The sequence below is a fragment of the Microbacterium sp. F1-18 genome (assembly GCF_052921305.1).
On record NZ_JBREVD010000002.1, the window covers coordinates 757687 to 776149 of the forward strand.

General features: G+C 67.2%; 15 protein-coding genes. 5 read left to right on the plus strand and 10 right to left on the minus strand.

Annotated elements, in window-relative coordinates:
- The first annotated feature begins 3 nt into the window (after positions 1 to 3).
- The 4 genes from qcrC to ACU6RU_RS07880 all read left to right on the plus strand — a co-directional run bounded on the left by qcrC (position 4) and on the right by ACU6RU_RS07880 (position 4253).
- On the plus strand, positions 4 to 804 hold the full coding sequence (qcrC, locus tag ACU6RU_RS07865; protein WP_120262953.1) for a cytochrome bc1 complex diheme cytochrome c subunit: 801 nt from the start codon (positions 4 to 6) through the stop codon (positions 802 to 804).
- A 36-nt stretch (positions 805 to 840) separates the two neighbouring features.
- The gene (gene qcrA / locus ACU6RU_RS07870) at positions 841 to 1917 is read left to right on the plus strand and encodes a cytochrome bc1 complex Rieske iron-sulfur subunit (protein WP_120262954.1); all 1077 of its coding nucleotides are present in this window, start codon (positions 841 to 843) and stop codon (positions 1915 to 1917) included.
- A complete protein-coding gene (qcrB, locus tag ACU6RU_RS07875) occupies positions 1914 to 3764 on the plus strand; it encodes a cytochrome bc1 complex cytochrome b subunit (RefSeq protein WP_120262955.1) in 1851 nt (616 codons plus the stop codon). The genes qcrA and qcrB overlap by 4 nt, the downstream gene beginning before the upstream one ends.
- Positions 3765 to 3845: 81 nt before the next feature.
- Positions 3846 to 4253 (plus strand): rhodanese-like domain-containing protein, encoded by a 408-nt coding sequence (locus tag ACU6RU_RS07880; protein WP_446726254.1) that lies wholly within the window; start codon positions 3846 to 3848, stop codon positions 4251 to 4253.
- Between the two features lie 845 nt (positions 4254 to 5098).
- Here the strand turns inward: ACU6RU_RS07880 and ACU6RU_RS07885 are convergent.
- From ACU6RU_RS07885 to ACU6RU_RS07905, 5 genes are all read right to left on the minus strand, one after another.
- Entirely contained in the window at positions 5099 to 5536 is a 438-nt protein-coding gene (locus ACU6RU_RS07885; RefSeq protein WP_120262956.1) for a cytochrome c oxidase subunit 4, read from the minus strand.
- A gap of 3 nt (positions 5537 to 5539) precedes the next feature.
- A complete protein-coding gene (ctaD, locus tag ACU6RU_RS07890) occupies positions 5540 to 7306 on the minus strand; it encodes an aa3-type cytochrome oxidase subunit I (protein WP_120262957.1) in 1767 nt (588 codons plus the stop codon).
- Complete coding sequence (gene ctaC, locus ACU6RU_RS07895) at positions 7306 to 8214, minus strand: aa3-type cytochrome oxidase subunit II (RefSeq protein ID WP_446726255.1); 909 nt, start codon at positions 8212 to 8214, stop codon at positions 7306 to 7308. The genes ctaD and ctaC overlap by 1 nt, the downstream gene beginning before the upstream one ends.
- A gap of 109 nt (positions 8215 to 8323) precedes the next feature.
- On the minus strand, positions 8324 to 8683 hold the full coding sequence (gene erpA, locus ACU6RU_RS07900; protein WP_023951519.1) for an iron-sulfur cluster insertion protein ErpA: 360 nt from the start codon (positions 8681 to 8683) through the stop codon (positions 8324 to 8326).
- Between the two features lie 98 nt (positions 8684 to 8781).
- A complete protein-coding gene (locus ACU6RU_RS07905; protein ID WP_446726256.1) occupies positions 8782 to 10176 on the minus strand; it encodes a M20/M25/M40 family metallo-hydrolase in 1395 nt (464 codons plus the stop codon).
- Between the two features lie 47 nt (positions 10177 to 10223).
- On the opposite strand from ACU6RU_RS07905, the gene ACU6RU_RS07910 reads away from it, so the two are divergent.
- Positions 10224 to 10793, plus strand: coding sequence for a DUF3043 domain-containing protein (locus ACU6RU_RS07910; protein ID WP_120262960.1), 570 nt, complete (start codon positions 10224 to 10226; stop codon positions 10791 to 10793).
- Here the strand turns inward: ACU6RU_RS07910 and ACU6RU_RS07915 are convergent.
- From ACU6RU_RS07915 to dnaE, 5 genes are read right to left on the minus strand one after another with little or no spacing between them, the layout of a single operon-like run.
- Positions 10768 to 11811, minus strand: coding sequence for a quinone-dependent dihydroorotate dehydrogenase (locus ACU6RU_RS07915; protein ID WP_446726257.1), 1044 nt, complete (start codon positions 11809 to 11811; stop codon positions 10768 to 10770). The genes ACU6RU_RS07910 and ACU6RU_RS07915 overlap by 26 nt on opposite strands.
- 11 nt (positions 11812 to 11822) lie before the next feature.
- Positions 11823 to 12305, minus strand: coding sequence for a transcriptional regulator NrdR (nrdR, locus tag ACU6RU_RS07920; RefSeq protein WP_289331238.1), 483 nt, complete (start codon positions 12303 to 12305; stop codon positions 11823 to 11825).
- A gap of 12 nt (positions 12306 to 12317) precedes the next feature.
- On the minus strand, positions 12318 to 13616 hold the full coding sequence (gene hisD, locus ACU6RU_RS07925; protein ID WP_120262963.1) for a histidinol dehydrogenase: 1299 nt from the start codon (positions 13614 to 13616) through the stop codon (positions 12318 to 12320).
- A 31-nt stretch (positions 13617 to 13647) separates the two neighbouring features.
- Positions 13648 to 14883 (minus strand): hypothetical protein, encoded by a 1236-nt coding sequence (locus tag ACU6RU_RS07930; protein WP_446726258.1) that lies wholly within the window; start codon positions 14881 to 14883, stop codon positions 13648 to 13650.
- Between the two features lie 49 nt (positions 14884 to 14932).
- Positions 14933 to 18451, minus strand: coding sequence for a DNA polymerase III subunit alpha (gene dnaE / locus ACU6RU_RS07935; protein ID WP_120262965.1), 3519 nt, complete (start codon positions 18449 to 18451; stop codon positions 14933 to 14935).
- Between the last annotated feature and the right edge of the window lie 12 nt (positions 18452 to 18463).

Here is an 18463-nt window from a genome sequence, read left to right on the forward strand (position 1 = left end):
CCCATGGCATCCAAGAACCCGCGCCGCAACGGCGGACGTCGCAGCAAGTGGGCTGCCGCCGCTCTGATCGGCATCGGACTGCTCGTCACCGGCGGAGGCTACGCCGGCGCCACCGCCGCGATGGCCGCGGGCGATACGACGCAGACGGCATCCACGCTCACGGTCGAGGACGGCAAGAAGCTGTTCCAGGCCAACTGCGCCACCTGTCACGGCCTCGACCTGCAGGGCACGAACGACGGCCCGTCGCTGTACGGCGTCGGCGAGCTGTCGGTCGAGTTCCAGGTCGCCACCGGCCGCATGCCGCTGCAGATGCAGGGACCGCAGGCTCCGCAGAAGCCCGTGCAGTTCACGCAAGAGCAGATCGAGGCCATGGCGGCCTGGGTTCAGTCCGAGGCCCCCGGCCCGACGTACCCCGAGTCCGCGGTGCTCGACGGTGAAGGCGATGTCTCGCACGGCGCCGAGCTCTTCCGCATCAACTGCGCGATGTGCCACAACGTCGCCGGCGCGGGTGGTGCGCTCACCGAGGGCAAGTACGCTCCGCCGCTGACGACCACGTCGCCGCTGCACATGTACGCAGCCATGGTCACGGGCCCGCAGAACATGCCCGTCTTCAACGACATGACCCTCACTTCCGAAGAGAAGCGCGACATCATCAGCTACCTGATGATGCGCCCGACCGAGAACTCGCCCGGCGGCTTCTCGCTCGGCTCGCTCGGCCCCGTCTCGGAGGGTCTGTTCATCTGGATCTTCGGCATCGGCTCGCTCGTCGCCATCTCGGTGTGGATCACCGCGAAGTCGAACTGAGAACCGTGACGATCGAAGCAACGCACAAGGAGCAAAATGGCTGACGAGAAGGCGCCCGAGCAGATCCCTGCTTCCCCGGTGCCCTCATCGGGGCTTGCCGTAGCGGTATCCGACCCGGTGCAGAACCCCGGGCTCGCACCCCACCGCAAGCGCATGACCGACAAGGACCCCGCCGCCATGACGCGCGCGGTCCGCACCGTGTACACCCTGTTCTACCTGTCCGCAGCGGCGAGCATCTGGGCGATCGCTGCGTACCTGATCTTCCCGATCGAGAGCGGGCTGATCAGCGACATCCGACGGAACAACCTGTTCATCGGTCTCGGCATCGCCACGGCGCTCCTCGCCATCGGCATCGGCGCGATCCACTGGTCGAAGGCCGTGATGAACGACACCGAGTTCATCGAGGACCGCCACTCCACGCGAGGCAGCGAGAAGACCCGCGCCGCGGCGGTGCAGGTGTTCGCCGACGCGAACAACGAGTCGGGCTTCGGCCGTCGCACCATGGTGCGCAACTCGCTTTTCGTCGCCCTGGCGGCATCCATCCTTCCGGGGATCACCCTGTTCCGCGGCCTCGCGCCGCACAGCTCCCCCGAGCACCCGCACGCCGGCGACCCCGTGCACCTGCTCAAGCACACGATGTGGGAAGAGGGCATGCGCCTGGCGCACGACCCGACGGGCAAGCCGATCCGCGCCGCCGACCTCACCCTCGGCTCCGCCGTGCACGTGATCCCCGAGTCGCTCGCGACGCTGGCGCACCACGACGGCTACCTCGAAGAGAAGGCCAAGGCGATCGTGCTGCTCATGCGTCTGCTCCCCGAGCAGCTGAACGAGGCCGAAGACCGTAAGGACTGGTCGTACGACGGCATCGTCGCCTACTCCAAGGTGTGCACGCACGTCGGCTGCCCCGTCGCCCTGTACGAGCAGCAGACCCACCACCTGCTGTGCCCCTGCCACCAGTCGCAGTTCGACGTCACCAACGCGGCAGCCGTCATCTTCGGCCCCGCAGCGCGTCCGCTGCCCCAGCTCCCGATCACCGTCGACGACGAGGGCTACCTGATCGCACGCAGCGACTTCACCGAACCCGTCGGCCCGAGCTTCTGGGAGCGTCATTGAGCACCTCCACCCACCCCACGGAGAACGTCACGACCGCGCCTGCGGTCCACGCTGACGGCCCCACACGTCCCTCGGACAAGCCGCTCGGCGGCAAGTTCGTCGGCGGCGTCGCGAACTACCTCGACGAGCGCACGAGCATCTCGGGCCTCGTCAAGGAGCTGGGTCGGAAGATCTTCCCCGACCACTGGTCGTTCATGCTCGGCGAGATCGCGCTGTGGTCGTTCGTCGTCGTCCTGCTCTCGGGAACGTTCCTGACGTTCTTCTTCGAGGCATCGATGGCGGAGACCCACTACTACGGCGCCTACGCACCGATGCGCGGGCTCGAGATGTCGGCCGCCATGGCCTCGACTCTCGAGATCTCGTTCGACATCCGCGGCGGCCTGCTCGTTCGCCAGCTGCACCACTGGGCTGCGCTCGTGTTCGTCGCCGGTATCGGCGTGCACATGCTGCGCGTGTTCTTCACCGGTGCGTTCCGCAAGCCGCGTGAGCTCAACTGGGTCATCGGCTTCATCCTGTTCATCCTCGCGATGGCCGAGGGCTTCACCGGGTACTCGCTTCCTGACGACGTGCTCTCGGGCAACGGCCTCCGCATCATCGACGGCATGATCAAGGGCATCCCGCTGATCGGAACCTGGACCTCGTTCCTGCTGTTCGGCGGCGAGTTCCCCGGCACCGAGATCGTCGGACGCCTGTACGCGCTGCACATCCTGCTGCTGCCGGCGATCCTGGTCGCGCTGCTCGCGCTGCACCTCATGCTCATGATCGTGAACAAGCACACGCAGTTCGCCGGCCCCGCCCGGACGAACAACAACGTCGTGGGCTACCCGATGATGCCGGTGTACATGTCGAAGATGGGTGGCTTCTTCTTCATCACCTTCGGCGTGCTCGTGCTCATCGCCGCGCTGTTCACGATCAACCCGATCTGGAACTACGGACCGTACGACCCCTCCCCCGTGTCGGCAGGTACACAGCCCGACTGGTACATCGGCTTCGCCGACGGTGCGCTGCGCCTCGTCCCGCCGCACTGGGAGTTCGTGCTGTTCGACCGCACCTGGTCGTTCAACATCCTCGTCCCGCTCGTCGGACTTGGACTGTTCATCGTGATCGTCATGCTCTACCCCTTCATCGAGGCGTGGGTCACCGGCGACAAGCGTGAGCACCACATCGCTGAGCGCCCGCGCAACGCGGCGACCCGCACCGCGATCGGCGCGGCCGGCGTGACCTTCTACGCCGTCCTCTGGGCCGCCGCCTCGTCGGACATCATCGCGACGCACTTCCACCTGACGATGGAAGGCGTGATCCACACGCTGCAGGCGCTCCTGATCCTCGGCCCGGTGATCGCCTACTTCGTGACGAAGCGCATCTGCATCGCGCTCCAGAAGAAGGACCGCGAGATCGCCCTGCACGGCTACGAGTCGGGTCGCATCGTCCGCCTGCCCGGTGGCGAGTACATCGAGGTGCACCAGCCCGTCGACGAGTACGAGCTCGTCAAGCTGGTCGACTACACGACGAACGCTCCCCTGGTGGTCCGTCCGAACGACAAGGGTCAGATCCCGTGGCACGAGAACCTGCGTGCCGGGCTCTCGCGCTGGTTCTTCGAAGACCGTCTGGCGCCGCTCACCCAGGCTGAGATCGAGGCTGCGCGGGCACACGCCCACCACGACCTCGAGCACATCGCCGAGGAAGAGGACGCTGAGATCCAGGGCGCTCACGATCGCGCCGGTGTCCCGGACGCTCCGCACCAGCCCATCGACGACGGCAAGGGTGTCGAGACGGCCAACCGACCGTCGAACATCATCGTCCCCGACGAGGACGCCGACGGCGGGCAGTCGACGAAGAAGAGCTGACACCGGACCTGTCCGGATTACGGCGGGGTGTGACCGATCGGTCGCACCCCGCCGTCGTCATGTCTGCGTAGCGTGTTCGGCATGACCGATGCGCTCGCCTACTTCTCCGCCAAGCTCGCCCATGAAACCGACGCCGCTGACGTCTACGAGGCGCAGCGGGCCGCTGAACCGTTCGTGTTCGTCGACGTGCGCAGCGCCGAGGCGTGGGCCCAGGGACATGCCGTCGGCGCCGTCCATATGCCTCACCGTGAGATCGCGGCACGCGCGCCAGAGGAGATCAACCGCTCACTCGACGTCGTCGTCTACTGCTGGAGTCCCGGCTGCAACGGTGGCACCCGGGCCGCCATCGAGTTCGCCAAGCTCGGATACCGCGTGCGCGAGATGATCGGCGGATTCGAGTACTGGGCCCGCGAGGGCTACCCGGTGGCGAACGCACACGGCCCCCTCCCCCGCACATATGACCCCCTGGTGGCGTTGGTGCGCTCCTGACGGGTCTGGTGGGCCCGGGCAGCCCTCTCGGGAGGACCTTGGCTGTGCTTAGCGCGTGAGGCGGCCCAGTGCCGTCGCCCGAAGGCACCGAGCGGCCGGGGCGACTCGCGCCGCGGCACCCGGTCGACGGAACAGCGAACGCGACGACAGCGACCCAGGCCTCTTAGAGGCGCTTCTCGCACTGCCCGGGGCCTCACGTGGGACTTCTCGGGCGTTCGCCGCTGGTCCCCCTGCACCATGCAGGCCCACCGTGGCAGCATCCGCTAGCCGAGTCGCACCGCAGGATGCCCTTGCTGCGGTCAGTCGTGATTCAACCGGCCGCCGGTCAATGCGTCTTGATCGGTCTGACCGCCTATGTTGCGGAACCGGTACTGAGCCTGTGGGATGCCAGGTCGGACGGGCGCGCAGCCGCAGGCAGAGACATAGGGCCAGGGCCAGGGCCAGGGCCAGGGCCAGGATGCAAGGGATCGGGACGGACACACCGTCATGCATCCATCTCTGCCCGCGAGTCGCCGCAGAACACTCGCATCGCGGAGCGTCGACCTTCGGGCTGAGCCAACGCCGAGGTCGAGTGAGCCATCGCCGACGTCGAGTGAGCCAACGCCCACGTCGTGGGTGGGTGCGAGCCCGGATGCAAGGGAACCAGGGCGACACGCCGACCCAGGGTCGAAGCAGCCCGCCTGTCTCGAACGATCGCTTGCATCGCGGCACCCGGCGACGGGGCGCGGCCCCAGCAACGCGGCGCGGCCCCAGCAACGCGGCGCGGCCCCAGCAACGCGGCACGACCCCGGTAAACGGAAACGGCCACCGCACCGGAGTGCGATGGCCGTCGTGAGGCGCTGGTGTCAGCGCGCGAAGTATCCGCGGTAGTACTCGTAGACCCATCCGACGATGGCGACGATGAAGATCGCGAAACCGATGGGAAGCAGGAACTGCCCGACCGCGAGGCCGATGATGAACACCGAAGCCGCGAAGGCCAGAACGAGCGGCCACCAGGACCACGGGCTGAACTCGCCGACTTCGGGGTCTCCGTCGTCGATGTCAGCCGTGAGCGAGTCCTCGGGCAGCACGCCGCCCTGCGCCTTGTGCACGCGCGAGACGTAGAACGCGATCATCGCGCCCATGAATCCGGTGAACAGCAGCGCCGTCGACCCCACCCACTCGATGCGGTGCCACCACAGTTCCTGGTCGGTGTGAGCGATGAGGTTCCACACGGTGTACGTGATGAACACCGCGAAGAAGAACCACGTGAGAACCCACCACAGGTTGATGTTGGTCTTCACGACTTACTTCACCTCTCCATCGGCGACATCCACAACCGGTGCATCGGGGGCGTCCTTCGCGGGGCCCACGCCGACCGGGATGGCGGCCTCGGGGTGGTTCAGGTCGAACGCCGGTCGCTCGCTGCGGATGCGCGGGATCGACGTGAAGTTGTGACGCGGCGGCGGGCAGCTCGTCGCCCACTCGAGCGAGGCTCCGTAGCCCCAGGGGTCGTTGACCGTGACCTTGGGGGCGGTGCGCGAGGTGATCCAGACGTTCAGGAAGAACGGGATCATCGACGCACCGAGGATGATGGCACCGATCGTGGAGACCTGGTTCTGCCACGTCCAGCCGTCAGCCGCCGAGTAGTCGGCGTAGCGGCGGACCATGCCGTCGACGCCCAGCCAGTGCTGGATGAGGAAGGTCATGTGGAAACCGATGAACAGCATCCAGAAGTGCACCATGCCGAGACGCTCGTTGAGCATGCGCCCGGTCCACTTCGGCCACCAGAAGTAGAAGCCCGCGAACATCGCGAACACGACCGTGCCGAAGACGACGTAGTGGAAGTGCGCCACGACGAAGTACGAGTCGGAGAGGTGGAAGTCGAGCGGGGGCGACGCCAGGATGACGCCGGTGAGACCACCGAAGACGAACGAGACGAGGAAGCCGAGGGTGAAGACCATGGGCGTCTCGAACGTGACGGAGCCTCGCCACATCGTGCCGATCCAGTTGAAGATCTTCACACCCGTCGGCACCGCGATGAGCATCGTCATCAGCGCGAAGAACGGCAGCAGCACGGCGCCGGTGACGTACATGTGGTGCGCCCAGACGGCGACCGAGAGAGCGGCGATCGCGATGGTCGCGTAGATCAGCGTCTTGTATCCGAAGATCGGCTTGCGGCTGAACACCGGGAGGATCTCGGAGACGATGCCGAAGAACGGCAGCGCGATGATGTACACCTCGGGGTGGCCGAAGAACCAGAACAGGTGCTGCCAGAGCAGGACACCGCCGTTGGCCGGGTCGTAGATGTGCGAGCCCAGGACACGGTCGGATGCTGCAGCGAAGATCGCCGCCGCCAGCACGGGGAACGCCATGAGGATGAGGATGCTCGTGACGAGCGTGTTCCACGAGAAGATCGACATCCGCCACATCGTGAGGCCCGGAGCGCGCATCGTGATGATCGTGGTGATGAAGTTCACGGCGCCGAGGATGGTTCCGAAACCGCTCATGCCGAGGCCGAGCATCCAGAGGTTTCCACCGGCTCCCGGCGAGAAGGTCGCATTGGCCAGTGGCTGATATGCGAACCACCCGAACGAGGCGGCGCCCTGCGGCGTGAGGAAGCCCGAGATCGCGATGATCGAGCCGAACAGGAACAGCCAGAAGGCGAACGCGTTCAGACGCGGGAAGGCCACGTCGGGAGCACCGAGCTGCAGCGGCAGGATCGCGTTGGCGAAGCCCGCGAACAGCGGCGTCGCGAACATCAGGAGCATGATCGTGCCGTGCATCGTGAAGAGCTGGTTGTACTGCTCCTTGGTGGGCACGATCTGCATGCCGGGCTCGAAGAGCTCAGCACGGATGATCAGCGCCATCACGCCACCGAGGAGGAAGAACAACACGGAGGCGATGAGGTACATGTACCCGATCGTCTTGTGGTCAGTGGACGTGATCCACTTGACGATGATGTTGCCCTTCTGCTCGACGCGCGAAGCGCTGAGCAGCGCCGCCTGACGCGGCGGCAGGGTCGTGGGGCGGCCTGCGGGCTGTTCGCCCTGGAGCGGAAGTGTCGTGGCCATCAGTGGCTTCCCTCGCCGGAGTCGTCGGTGACCGCGCCCGTTCCCGGAGCGTTCTGGAGGCGGTCGTATGCCTTGTTGATGTCACCGGTCTGGCCGCTGGCGCGCAGCGACTCGAGGTACTCCTCGTACTCCTGCTCGGAGACGACCTTGACGTTGAACAACATCATCGAGTGGTATTCGCCGCACAGCTCGGCGCACTTGCCGGCGTACGTTCCCTCACGAGTGGGGACGAAAGACCACGAGTTGGTGTCGCGGTGCGGGTACATGTCCTTCTTGTACAAGAAGTCGATGACCCAGAACGAGTGGATGACGTCGCGCGACTGGAGGTTGATCTTGACCTCCTTGTCGACCGGGAGCACGAGCGTGGGCAGCGCGTCCTGATCGATGTTGCCTTCGGCGTCGGGCTGCGCCTGCACACCCATGGTCCAGACGGCGTCGGAGTTGTCCGAGTCGTCGCCGTTGTACTGGAAGTCCCACGCCCACTGCTTGCCGATCGCGGTGATCGAGACATCGGGGTCGTCGTACTGCGTCTCGAGGATCGACTGGTCACGCGCCGTGAAGGCGAAGAACCCGATGACGAGGATGAGCGGCACGATCGTGTAGAAGATCTCGATCGGCATGTTGTAGCGCAGCTGGACCGGCAGACCCGTCTGGCCGCGACGGCGGCGGTAGGCGATCGCGGCGAATGCCATGAGACCCCACGTCAGCACGCCGACGGCGAGGAGGACGATCCAGGAGTTCACCCAGAGACCCGACACCATCTCGGTGCGGTTGGTCGCCTGGGTACCGTCATCGGTGAATCCGGGAAGGTAGCCGTTCAGCTCCGTCGGTGTACAAGCTGCGAGGGATACTGCCGTGACGATCCCGAGCGGGATCACGGCCCAGCGGAGGCGGCGTTTGAAGCGCACAGTGCACCTTTCCGGGACGAATGGTTCGACCTTCAGTCTAGGGCAAGCTTTCACCCTATTCAGGCCATCCATTCAGGATGTCGGAGTCGAGGGGTGTCGCGGGCGGGGGTCAGTGGAAGCTGTCGCCGCACGCGCACGAACCCGCCGCGTTGGGGTTGTCGATCGTGAAGCCCTGCTCCGAGATCGTGTCCTTGAAGTCGATGGTCGCGCCGTCGAGGTAGGGCACCGACATGTCGTCGACGATGACCTCGACGCCGTCGAAGTCGACGGCCTTGTCGCCGTCGAGGAAACGCTCGTCGAAGTAGAGCTGGTAGATCAATCCGCTGCATCCGCCGGGCTGGACGGCGACGCGCAGGCGGAGGTCGTCGCGGTTCTCCTGCGAGAGGAGGCTCTTCACCTTGAGCGCCGCCTCATCGGTCAGCGAGACGCCGTGGGCTCGGACGGTGTCGGACGTGGCGATGTCGGTCATGATTCTCCCGAGGTCTCGGGCCGCAAGACACGCGGCCGGTGCCACGATTCTACGCGTGAGCACCGGCCGCGGGTCGGTCCGAGATGACCTCGTGATCGTCAGCGCGAGCCGGCGTCCAGCCGCTCGAGCAGCAGCGCCTCGGAGACGAGGGCGTGCCGGAAGGTGTCGAGGTGGAGCGACTCGTTCGGGCTGTGCGCGCGTGCATGCGGGTCCTCGACACCGGTGACGAGGATCTGCGCGGCCGGGAACTCGCGCACGAGGTCTGCGATGAAGGGGATCGATCCGCCCACACCGATATCGACAGGCTCGACGCCGTAGCCCTCCGCCAGCGCGGCCCGCGCGTGCGACACCGCCTCTCCGGTTGTGTCGACGAGGAACGGGTTCCCGGTCTCGACGTCACGGAAGCTCACCTCTGCGCCGAAGGGCGCATGGGCGCGCAGGTGCTCCTCGATCGCACGGTACGCCTCGTCGGCGGACTGCCCCGGCGCGACGCGGGCGGAGATGACGACCGACACCTCCGGACTCAGCGTGTTCGAGGCGTTCCGCACGTTCGGCGCGTCGATGCCCGTCACGGTGATCGAGGGCTTGTTCCAGATGCGCGAGAGGATCGTGCCCGAGCCGATCGGCGAGACCCCCGACGGAAGACCCGCCTCGGAACGGAGGGTCGCCTCCGAGTACTCCGGCGTCTCCGCGTCACGCTCGGTCAGGCCCTCGACCGCGACGCCGCCCTCGTCGTCCCAGAGCGTGCCGAGCAGCTTCACCGTCGCCAGCATGGCGTCGGGGACCGCTCCCCCGAACATCCCCGAGTGGGACGCGTGCTCGAGCGTTCGCACCGTCATGGTGAAACGCGCGTTGCCTCGCAGTGACACGGTCAGCGCGGGGGTCGTGGCATCCCAGTTGCCGGAGTCAGCCACGACGATCACGTCGGCGCGCAGCGCGTCGGCGTTCTCGGACAGGAAAGCGGCGAAGGATGCCGAGCCGGCCTCCTCCTCCCCCTCGATGAAGAGGTTGACCCCGAGGTCGAAATCCTCGCCGACGGCGTCGACGAGCGCGCGCAGGGCGCCGATGTGCGCCATGACCCCCGCTTTGTCGTCGGCTGCGCCGCGACCGTACAGCCGGCCGTCTCGAACCGTCGGCTCGAAGGGCGCGGACTCCCAGAGCGCTTCGTCACCCACCGGCTGCACGTCGTGGTGCGCGTAGAGGAGGATCGTCGGCCGACCGTTGCGCGCGGCACGAGTCGCCAGGACTGCCGGCATCCCCTCTTCGCCCGTCTCGGGCACGGTGGCGGTGGCCACCTCGACGCGATCGAAGATGCCGAGTCCGCGTGCCAGCCCCGCAACAGCCTCCGCGCTGCGCTCCACCTCGGCCCGATCGAATCCGGGGAAGGCGACCGACGGGATCCGCACGAGAGCACCCAGATCGGCGAGAGCGGCAGGAACGGCGGAGAGGGCGGCGTCGCGTACGGCGACGGACCGAGGAGATTCGGAGGTCATGCGGGTAATCTTAGAAGGCACGTTCGTCGCAGAACCCGAGGATCCCCGTGGCCAAAACTCCCGCTGCCCCCGCTCCGGACGACGCCGACCAGGCGTCGACGGGCGCAGGCAAGAACCGTCCCACTCCCAGCCGCGCCGCCCAGGAGGCGGCCCGGAAGCGACCGCTGGTGCCCGATACCAAGGAAGCCAAGGCGCGCGCCCGCGCTGAGCTGGCCGAGCGGCGCGACAAGGCCCGCATCGGTATGGCCAACGGCGACGAGCGTTATCTGCCGGTCCGCGACAAGGGGCCGCAGCGCCGCTTCGTCCGCGACTACATCGACGCCGGATGGCACCTCGGTGAGCTCGTCATGGGAGCGATGGTGCTCGTCATCATCGTCACCTTCCTCGGCTCGAACGCCGTGACGTTCTACGCTTTCATCGCACTGTGGGCGTTCATCCTGCTCGTGATCGGCGACATGGTCATCACCAGCTTCCGGGTGAAGAAGGCCGCCCGCGCCAAGTTCGGTGCGGAGCGGATGGAGAAGGGGCTCGGCTGGTACGGCGCGATGCGTTCGATCCAGATGCGCTTCATGCGCCTCCCGAAGCCTCAGGTCAAGCGCGGCCAGCGCCCCGTCTGAGCTCGACCAGACCGCGATTGATCTGCCGCGCCCACAGCGGGCCTCGGTAGATGAACGCGGTGTACCCCTGAACCAGGTCTGCGCCCGCCGCCAAGCGCTCCTGGACGTCGGCGGCGGTCTCGACTCCCCCGGCTGCGATGACGCAGAAATCGTCGGGAACGACCGAGCGCACGAGGCGCAGAACCTCGAGCGCGCGGCGGCGGAGCGGGGCGCCGGACAGCCCGCCGGCACCGATCCGTTCGATCGTCGCCTCGTCCGTCAGCAGTCCGTCGCGCGAGATCGTCGTGTTGGTGGCGATGAGACCGGCCAGCCCGGCGTCCACGGCCATCTTCGCGATCGCGGTGACCTCGTCGTCCGACAGGTCGGGCGCGATCTTCACCAGCAGCGGAGTCTTTCCGGCGGCGTCGCGCACGGCCTCGAGCAGCGGGCGGAGCGTCTCGACCGCCTGGAGCCCCCGCAGCCCGGGGGTGTTCGGCGATGAGACGTTGACGACGAGGTAGTCGGCCTGGGGCGCGACCAGACGGGTGCTCTCGACGTAGTCGGCCGTGGCATGCTCGACGTCGACGACGCGGCTCTTGCCGATGTTGGCACCGACCACGGCGTGATGGCTGCCGCGCCGGAGGCGACGAAGGCGGGATGCCGCCGCCGCCGCACCGCGGTTGTTGAAACCCATCCGGTTGATGAGTGCGCGATCTTCGATCAGGCGGAACAGGCGGGGACGAGGATTGCCGTCCTGCGCGACGGCCGTGACCGTCCCGACCTCGACGTGGCCGAATCCGAGAGCCCCGAGGCCGCGAATCATGACGGCGTTCTTGTCGAAGCCCGCAGCGACGCCGAACGGCGAGTCGAAGACGATGCCCAGGGCTTCGGTGCGAAGCGACCGGTCCGGGCGCGTGAGAGCCCGCGCGATGATCGAGAACGGCGGAACGCCCAGCAGCCGGATCACCGGGACCACGAGGTGGTGCGCGGTCTCCGGCTCCATGCGCGAGAAGACGGTGCGGAAGATGAACGGATACATCGCCGTCCAGCCTAAAGCGAGCCTGCGTCCTCTGTTGTCCGTGCGCCGATGTGGTCTGCCCGCAGCTGTTCGATCGCAGCCTCGAAGTCTTCGAGCGTGTCGAAGGCCTGGTAGACGCTCGCGAAGCGGAGGTACGCGATCTCATCGAGGTTTCGGAGCGGTCCGAGGATCGCGAGCCCGATCTCGTTCGTGTCGATCTGCGACGAACCGGTCTGACGCACGGCCTCTTCGACCGCCTGCGCCAGCACGGCGAGGTCGGCCTCTGTCACCGGCCTCCCCTGGCAGGCCTTGCGAACGCCGGACATCACCTTCTCGCGGCTGAACGGCTCAATCACACCCGAGCGCTTGATGACGTTGAGGCTCGCCGTCTCGATGGTCGAGAAGCGGCCGCCGCATTTCGGGCATTGGCGCCGGCGGCGGATGCTCAGGCCGTCATCGCTCGTGCGGGAGTCGATGACGCGGGAATCGGGATTGCGGCAGAAAGGGCAATGCATGACCAGCCCAGATTACGCGTTGAAACGCGCGGACACGGCCTCGCCGTGCGCGGGCAGCTGCTCGGAGTCGGACAGAGCCAGGATGCCGTCGTGCACGGCCCGCAGCGCGTCGCGGTCGTAGGTGATGACCTGCTGCGATCGCAGGAATGTCGCCGCCCCGAGACCGGCGGCGTACCGGGCCTGTCCCCCCGTCGGCAACACGTGGTTGCTGCCCGCGAGGTAGTCGCCGAGGCTCACCGGCGTGTGCGAGCCGACGAACACCGCCCCCGCGTTGACGAAGTCGTCGGTCCGCGGGTCGCGCAGGTGCAGTTCGAGGTGCTCGGGGGCGTAGGCGTTCGAGAACGCCGCCGCAGCCGCGATGTCGTCGACCAGGACGATGGCGGACTGTGGTCCGTCCAGCGCGACCGCGACACGCTCGGCGTGTCGGGTCGCAGTCGCGCGGATCGAAACCCGCTCGGCGACGGCCTGCGCCAGATCGACAGAGTCGGTGACGAGAACAGCCGCGGCCTGTTCGTCGTGCTCCGCCTGGCTGACGAGGTCAGCCGCCACGAGGTCGGCGTCGGCAGCGGCATCGGCGACGATCAGGATCTCGGTCGCTCCGGCCTCCGAATCGGTGCCGACCACACCCGCGACGACGCGCTTGGCGAGGGCGACGAAGTTGTTGCCCGGCCCGGAGATGACGTCGACAGGGTCGAGCTCGAGCGAGCCGACGCCGTAGGCGAAGGCACCGATCGCGCCGGCGCCCCCCATCGCGTAGACCTCGGAGATGCCGAGGAGGCGCGCCGCGGCCAGGATAACCGGGTGCACCCGTCCGCCGTGGTCGCGCTGCGGGGGCGAAGCGAGCGCCACCGTCTCGACACCGGCGACCTGCGCGGGCACGACGTTCATCACGACGCTCGAGGGGTACACGGCCTTGCCGCCGGGCACGTAGACGCCGACGCGACGCACGGGCCGCCAGCGCTGCTCGACGCGCGCACCGGGGCCGAGCTCCGTCACCCGATCGGGCGGGACCTGCGCTGCCGAAGCCAGCCGAACGCGGCGGATCGACTCCTCGATCGCTGCCCGAACGGCCGGTGAGATATTTCCCAGCGCCTCCTCGAGGTGGTCGGCGGGAACACGCACGGCGTGACCCTCGACACCGTCGAACCGTGCCGCCTGTTCACGGAGCGAGACCTCTCCCCGCGCAGCCACATCGTGGACGATCTCTGCTGCGGTGGCCAGAGCGAGCCCACGCGCGGCCTCGGCCCGGGGAACGGCGGCGAGCAACTCAGCGGGCGTCATCCGACGGCCGCGAAGATCGATGGTGCGCATCGTTCCAGGCTAGCGCGCGGCCACCGCGGACTCAGCCGCGCGTGACATCGCTGGTGTCGTGCAGGTAGCCGACACGACCGTCCTCGTGACGGACGACGAACACCTCACCGCGGTCCTCGATGACGAGCGCCCATGCGGTGGGACCGACCCGGAACAGCGGCTCGCCCATCTCGTCGAGGACATCGCGCTCTTCCGGAGCCAGCGCCCAGAACGCCTGCGGCGCCGCAATGGGCTCGATGACCGTGGTGGCTCCCGTGTCGAACGGCTCGGCTGCATCGGCAGGCGCCGATCCCCCAGCGTCCGAGTGCGTCGGAGCAGCCGAGTACGTCGGCGCACCCGAGTACGCGGCGCTGCCTGCCGGAGCGGCATAACCCGTGTACTCGGCGTTCACGGCTGCCGCGTTGTGCGGGGCCGTGTACATGACGTTGTGCGACGGGGTCGGCCGCGCCGACGCCGGCCGCGCGACAACGGGACGCGTCGCGCGCGCGACGCGGTGGGCGGGCGACTCGGCACGGTGGGCGAAGTCTTCACCCAAGACCGGGAGGTGCGGCGCGACGACGGTGAGGACGACACCCGCGAGGGCCAGGATGACCTCGACCCAGACCACCCAGCTGGCGAGGAACACCCCCGACTGCGCGAGGCCTGCGAACGAGCTCCAGATGATCCCGAGCCACACTGTCGCCGAGACCGAGAAGGCCACGGAAGCGAACTGGTCGATGCCGAGCGATCCGACCCGACGGATGCCCTGCGGAGAGAACCGGCGAAGCAGCACCAGGAACACCGCCACCGTGGGGACGCCGATCGTCAGGATCCAGTCGATACCGGCTCCCCACACCGACACACCGGCCCCGAACCGGCCGTAGACCGGGAAGAAGGAGCAGATGAAGGCGATCGCCCAGACACCCGCGAGAGCGACCTCGCGGATCGACAGCGGGCCGACGCCGTACTGCGGCGGCGTCTCCCCCGTCGCGACCGCGGCCGGCTGGGCGGAAGGCTCGTCGGCGCTCCGGTCCGAGACGAACTGGTCGCCTGTGTCGGAACCGTCTGAGACGGGCTCGGCGGACGACTCGTCGACCGGCGCCTCATCGTGCGCCTCGATGGCGTCCCCCACTTCCGGTGCCGGGGCGAACGCATCGGCAGCCGCCTCGGTCGTCGACGTCCCATCGAACTCGTCGCGAGTCGCGACGTCGTGTTCCGGCTCGGCAACGCCGGGCGCTGCGTCCTCGGGACGGCCGTCGTCGGAGTGGATGTTCTTCTCGTCGGTCACGATGTTCCCTTCGTCGCGGCGGTTGCGCTGCGGTGGAATCCTACCCGGCTCAACCCAGACACTGAGGTCCCAGAAGTCCCTTGAGCTCGCCGTAGAGATCGGGCGTGACGCGCACCGGATGCGGCACCTCGAACACCTTCGCCGTACCTGCTCTATGAAGCTTCAGCGAGACCTCGGTCTCGCCGCTGTGGCGACGCAGGACGGCCGCCAGCTCGCCGATCGTCGACTCCGTCGCACGCTGCTCCGGGAGCAGCAGCACGAGCGGCCCGGCGGCATCGAACGACCCGAGGTCGGGCGAGAACGCCGACTGACCGTGAAGGTTCAGCCCGTCATCGCGGCGGGATACGCGCCCACGGACGACCAGGATCGAGTCGGCCACGAGCATGCTCTGGAACTCCGTGTAGGTCTTCCCCATGAACATCACGGTCACTTCACCGTCGAAGTCCTCGACGGTGATCATGCCGTAGGGGTTGCCGCTCTGCTTGGCCACGCGGTGCTGCACGCTCGTGACGAGCCCCGCGACGGTGACCTGGTCGCCGTCCTGAACGTCTTCCGACGCCAGCAGATCGTGGATCGAGGTGGAGGCGTGCTTGGCGAGCGGGATCTCCAACCCGGCCAAGGGGTGGTCGGACACGTAGAGGCCGAGCATCTCGCGCTCGAACGCCAGCTTGTCCTTCTTCGTCCACTCCGGCCGCTCGGGGACCTTCGCCGGCATGACCTCCTCGGTCTCGTCGTACAGGCTGTCGAAGTCGAAACCGATCGCGCCCGTGGCGGCCTTTCTCTTGGCGTCGACCGCGGCTTCGACGGCATCCTCATGGATCTCCATGAGCGCCCGCCGGGTCGAGCCCAGCGAGTCGAAGGCGCCCGCCTTGATCAACGACTCCACGGTCCGCTTGTTCGCGACGTGAAGCGGGACCTTGGTGAGGAAGTCGTGGAAGCTGACGTAGTTGTCGTCGGCCCGCGACGCGATGATGCCGTCGACCACGTTCGCACCGACGTTGCGCACCGCGCCCAGACCGAATCGGATGTCTTCGCCGACGGCCGCGAAGTACCTGATGGACTCGCCCACATCGGGCGGCAGCACCTTGATGCCCATGCGGCGGCATTCGTTCAGGTACACCGCCATCTTGTCCTTCGAGTCGCCGACGCTCGTGAGCAGGGCAGCCATGTACTCGGCGGGATAGTGCGCCTTGAGGTAGGCGGTCCAGTACGAGACGAGACCGTACGCGGCGGAGTGCGCCTTGTTGAACGCGTAGTCGGAGAACGGCAGCAGGATGTCCCAGAGCGCCTTGATGGCGGCCTCGCCGAAGCCGCGCTCCTTCATGCCCCCCGAGAAGCCCTCGTACTGCTTGTCGAGCTCGGACTTCTTCTTCTTGCCCATCGCGCGGCGGAGGATGTCTGCCTGACCGAGCGAGAAGCCTGCGACCTTCTGAGCGATCGCCATGACCTGCTCCTGATAGATGATCAGGCCGTACGTGGTGTCGAGGATGTCGCGCAGTGGTTCTTCGAGCTCGGGATGGATCGGGGTGATCGGCTGCAGGCCGTTCTTACGGAGCGCGTAGTTCGTGTGCGAGTTGGCGCCCATCGGACCCGGGCGGTACAGCGCGATGACGGCGGAGATGTCTTCGAAGTTGTCGGGCTTCATCAGCCGGAGGAGCGAGCGCATCGGCCCGCCGTCGAGCTGGAACACCCCGAGCGTGTCGCCGCGGGTGAGGAGGTCGTAGGCCGGGCGGTCATCGAGCTCGAGATGTTCGAGATCGAGTTCCTCGCCCCGGTTCATGCGGATGTTGTCGAGCGCGTCCGAGATGATCGTGAGGTTTCGCAGCCCCAGGAAGTCCATCTTGATGAGCCCGAGCGTCTCGCAGGACGGGTAGTCGAACTGCGTGACGATCTGGCCGTCCTGCTCGCGACGCATGATCGGGATGATGTCGAGGAGGGGTTCCGACGACATGATGACACCGGCCGCGTGCACACCCCACTGCCGCTTCAGACCTTCGAGCCCGAGTGCCCGGTCGAAGACCGTCTTCGCTTCGGGATCGGTGTCGATCAGGGCACGGAACTCGCTGGCCTCCTTGAACCGCGGGTGGTCCTTGTTGAACATGCCGTCGAGGGGCATGTCCTTTCCCATCACGGGCGGCGGCATCGCCTTGGTGAGCTTCTCACCCATGCTGAATGGGAAGCCCAGCACGCGCCCAGCATCCTTCAGCGCCTGCTTCGACTTGATCGTGCCGTAGGTGACGATCTGCGCGACGCGCTCGGAACCGTACTTCTCAGTGACGTACTCGATGACCTCGCCGCGGCGACGGTCGTCGAAGTCGACGTCGAAGTCGGGCATGCTGACGCGGTCGGGGTTGAGGAATCGCTCGAAGATGAGTCCGTGCTCGAGCGGGTCGAGATCGGTGATGCGCATCGCGTAGGCCACCATCGAGCCGGCGCCCGAACCGCGGCCGGGGCCCACACGGATGCCATTGTCCTTGGCCCAGTTGATGAAGTCGGCGACGACGAGGAAGTAGCCCGGGAAGCCCATCTGGAGGATGATGCCCGTCTCGTACTCGGCCTGCTTGCGCACCTTGTCGGGGATGCCGCCGGGGTACCGGTAGTGCAGGCCCGCCTCGACCTCCTTGACCAGCCAGCTGTCTTCGGTCTCGCCGTCGGGAACGGGGAATCGCGGCATGTAGTTGGCCGAGGTGTTGAACTCGACCTCGCAGCGCTCGGCGATGAGGAGGGTGTTGTCGCACGCCTCGGGGTGGTCGCGGAAGAGCTGCCGCATCTCCTGAGCGGTCTTGATGTAGTAGCCGTCGCCGTCGAACTTGAAGCGGTTCGGGTCATCGAGCGTCGAACCGGACTGCACGCAGAGCAGCGCCGCGTGCGCGTCGGCCTCGTGCTGATGCGTGTAGTGCGAGTCGTTGGTCGCGACGAGCGGGATGTCGAGGTCTTTCGCGAGACGCAGCAGGTCGGTCATGACCCGGCGCTCGATCGACAAGCCGTGATCCATGATCTCGGCGAAGTAGTTCTCTTTGCCGAAGATGTCTTGGAACTCGGCGGCCGCAGCGCGAGCAGCGTCGTACTGACCGAGGCGGAGCCGCGTCTGCACCTCGCCCGAGGGGCAGCCCGTGGTCGCGATGAGCCCCTTGCCGTAGGTCTGGAGCAGCTCGCGGTCCATGCGCGGCTTGAAGTAATAGCCCTCCATGCTCGACCGCGAGCTCAACCGGAACAGGTTGTGCATGCCTTCGGTGCTCTGGCTCCACATCGTCATGTGGGTGTAGGCGCCAGAACCCGACACGTCGTCGCTCTTCTGCTCGGGAGAACCCCACGCCACGCGGGACTTGTCACTGCGATGGGTGCCCGGCGTGACGTAGGCCTCGAGGCCGATGATCGGCTTGACGCCCGCGGCCTTCGCGGCCCGGTAGAACTCGAACGCGGCGAAGGTGTTGCCGTGGTCGGTCACGGCGATCGCCGGCATGCCGTAATCGGCCGCCGCTTGGGTCATGGCCGCGATCTTGGCTGCACCGTCGAGCATCGAGTACTCGCTGTGCACGTGCAGATGAACGAAGGAGTCGGATGCCACCAGACGAGTCTA

Excerpts from the sequence above, each read along its gene's own strand:
- ACU6RU_RS07880 (WP_446726254.1), top strand. The coding sequence starts at position 3,846 with ATGACCGATGCGCTCGCCTACTTCTCCGCCAAGCTCGCCCATGAAACC.
- qcrC (WP_120262953.1), top strand. The coding sequence starts at position 4 with ATGGCATCCAAGAACCCGCGCCGCAACGGCGGACGTCGCAGCAAGTGG.
- erpA (WP_023951519.1), bottom strand. The coding sequence starts at position 8,683 with ATGACCGACATCGCCACGTCCGACACCGTCCGAGCCCACGGCGTCTCG.
- hisD (WP_120262963.1), bottom strand. The coding sequence starts at position 13,616 with ATGCGCACCATCGATCTTCGCGGCCGTCGGATGACGCCCGCTGAGTTG.
- ACU6RU_RS07905 (WP_446726256.1), bottom strand. The coding sequence starts at position 10,176 with ATGACCTCCGAATCTCCTCGGTCCGTCGCCGTACGCGACGCCGCCCTC.
- ACU6RU_RS07915 (WP_446726257.1), bottom strand. The coding sequence starts at position 11,811 with ATGTATCCGTTCATCTTCCGCACCGTCTTCTCGCGCATGGAGCCGGAG.
- ctaD (WP_120262957.1), bottom strand. The coding sequence starts at position 7,306 with ATGGCCACGACACTTCCGCTCCAGGGCGAACAGCCCGCAGGCCGCCCC.
- qcrA (WP_120262954.1), top strand. The coding sequence starts at position 841 with ATGGCTGACGAGAAGGCGCCCGAGCAGATCCCTGCTTCCCCGGTGCCC.
- nrdR (WP_289331238.1), bottom strand. The coding sequence starts at position 12,305 with ATGCATTGCCCTTTCTGCCGCAATCCCGATTCCCGCGTCATCGACTCC.